Annotated in this window: 2 protein-coding genes and 1 pseudogene; 1 reads left to right on the forward strand and 2 read right to left on the reverse strand. The window is 77.8% G+C overall.

All coding sequences use genetic code 11. From position 1 onward, the window contains the following. Together ACFV0G_RS37935 and ACFV0G_RS37940 are read right to left on the reverse strand one after the other, a co-directional pair. A partial coding sequence (locus ACFV0G_RS37935) for a sensor histidine kinase (RefSeq protein WP_380557968.1) occupies positions 1 to 1,214 on the reverse strand: 1,214 nt, incomplete at its 3' end. Then, positions 1,207 to 1,884: a response regulator transcription factor gene (locus ACFV0G_RS37940; RefSeq protein WP_380557971.1), complete on the reverse strand. Its 678-nt coding sequence runs from the start codon at positions 1,882 to 1,884 to the stop codon at positions 1,207 to 1,209. The genes ACFV0G_RS37935 and ACFV0G_RS37940, both read right to left, overlap by 8 nt. Positions 1,885 to 2,022: 138 nt before the next feature. Here ACFV0G_RS37940 and ACFV0G_RS37945 point away from each other — a divergent pair. Continuing rightward, positions 2,023 to 2,339: pseudogene (locus ACFV0G_RS37945) on the forward strand (hypothetical protein); the annotation flags it as partial.

The raw sequence follows: 2,339 nt of genomic DNA on the forward strand, positions 1-2,339 counted from the left end.
GCGTGCAGCACCACCCGGACGTCCCGGGAGGCGTGCCGCTGGGCGTTGTCGAGCAGGTTGGTGAGCAGCCGGGTGAGCCAGAGCGGGTGCCCGGGCGCCCGGACGCCGTCGGCGAGGTCCAGCCGGACGGGCAGCCGGTCCGCGGTCCGGGCCCGCACCGCGGAGCGGACCAGCTCGGCGAGGTCGACGCCCGGGTCCGGGTCGGCGCCCGCGGCCGCACCGGCCGCCGCGTCGAGCCGGGCGAGCAGCAGCAGGTCGGCGGCGAGGTCCTGGAGCCGGCCGGTGTCCTCCAGGGCGCCGTCCACGAGTTCGGCGCGGACCGCCGGGTCGGGGTGCGTCCGGGCCACCTCCAGCTGGGTGCGCAGCACGGTCAGCGGGCTGCGCAGCTCGTGCGAGGCGTCCGCGATGAACTCGCGCTGCCGCTGTCCGGCCGCCTCCAGCCGGTCCAGCATCGCGTTCATGGTGGCGGCGAGGTGGGCGATCTCGTCGTCGCCGCGCGGTTGCGGCACGCGCCGGTGCAGGTCGCGGTCGCCGATCGCGGCGACCTCGGCGCGGATCGCCTCGACCGGCCGCAGCGCCCGGCCGGTCACCCGCCAGGTGACCAGGCCGACGGTGAGCAGCAGCAGCGGGCAGCCCACTGCCAGGGCCGCGGCGGCGGTGTCCTCGGCGGCGTCGGCGGAGCGCAGCGACGCCCCGGCGTGGATGGTGACCCGGCCGGTCGGGGTGTCGGCGGTGACGGTCGCCACCCGCTGCCGGTGCTCGTCGCCGAGCGGGTCGCCGTCCCAGGGGCTGCGGGCCGTCCGGGTGCCCTCCTGGCTGCCGGTGCTGACCGGCGGGCGCCCGGCGAGGTTCTGGCTGGCCGCGACGACCCGGCCGCGGGCGTCGACCACCTGGAGGAAGTCGGTGCCGTGGCCGGTCGGCAGGAGCGGGGTGAGCCGCCCCTGGGCCGCCAGTGCGGCGATCGCCTCGGCCTGCTGGCGGGCGCCGTCCTCGGCGGTGCGGCGCAGGTCGGCGTGGATCAGGGCGAGCAGGGCGAAACCCGCCGCGGCGAGCGCGGTGGCGACCACGGCGCAGGCGGCGACGGTGGCCCGGGCCCGGACGGAGTCCGGCCGCAGGCGCCGCAGGACGGTTCGCAGCCGGCGCAGGGAGGCGTGCAGCGGTGGCGGCACCCGGACGGGTCGGCGGGGCCAGCGGCCCGCGGTGCGGTCAGCCACCGTCGGCCGCCAGCCGGTACCCGGCGCCGCGCACGGTCTGCACGGCGGCCCTGGCGAACGGTGTGTCGATCTTGCGGCGCACCGCGCTGACGTGCACCTCGACCACGTTGGGGTCGGCGTCCTGGCCGACGTCCCAGATGTGGGAGAGGAGTTCGCGCTTGGAGACCACCTCGCCGGCCCGCAGCGCCAGGTGCTCCAGCACCGCGAACTCGCGGGTGGTCAGCCGGACGGGGGTGCCGCCCCTGGTGCAGGTGCGGGCCGCGGAGTCCACCACCAGGTCGCCCAGGACGAGCACCCGGGGCGCCCGGCTGCCGACCCGCCGGGCCAGCGCCCGCAGCCGGGCGACCAGCACCACGTACGAGAACGGCTTGGACAGGAAGTCGTCGGCGCCGGTGTCCAGCGCCTCGGCCTCGTCCCACTCGCCGTCCTTGGCGGTCAGCATCAGGATCCCGGCGTCGTTGCCCGCCGCGCGCAGCAGCGAGCAGACCCGGTAGCCGTTGAGCCCGGGCAGCATGATGTCGAGCACGATCACGTCGTACGGGGTGCGGCCGGCGAGGTTCAGCCCGGTCAGGCCGTCGTGGGCGACGTCGACGGCGAAGCCCTCGGTCTCCAGGCCCCGCTGGAGGGCGGCCGCCAGCCGCCGCTCGTCCTCCACCACCAGTACGCGCATGCCCTCCAGGGTGACAGGTCGCCGCGGGTGCTCCCTGAAGAGGTCTTCAGCAGCTTCAGCGGGGCTTCAGCCTGCATGCGCGAGGCTCGCGCCCAGGAGAGGCCGGGCAAGGGCCCGGACCGGGAGAGGAGTGGACCGATGTCCGAGCCTGTGGGGCCGATGGGCGAGCCGGTCGGGGACGCGGAGCAGCCGGCCGGGCGCCGGGTGCGGGTCGGCCGCTGGGTGCGCCGGCGGGGCGTGCGCTGGGTGGCCGTCGGTGCCGCGGTGGTCGTGCTCGGCGGCGGGGCCGCCGCCGTCGCGGTGCACCACCACGAGGAGGGCCGCGGCCACACGATGGCGGACCGCGGACCGGAGGGCGACGGCCGGGACGGCCACGACGGCCGCTGGGACGACGGCCGCTGGGACGACGGCCGCTGGGACGGCGGCCCCCGCGGGGTAGCCGGGCGGGCCCACAA

The organism is Kitasatospora sp. NPDC059571, from assembly GCF_042735675.1.
Classification (GTDB): domain Bacteria; phylum Actinomycetota; class Actinomycetes; order Streptomycetales; family Streptomycetaceae; genus Kitasatospora.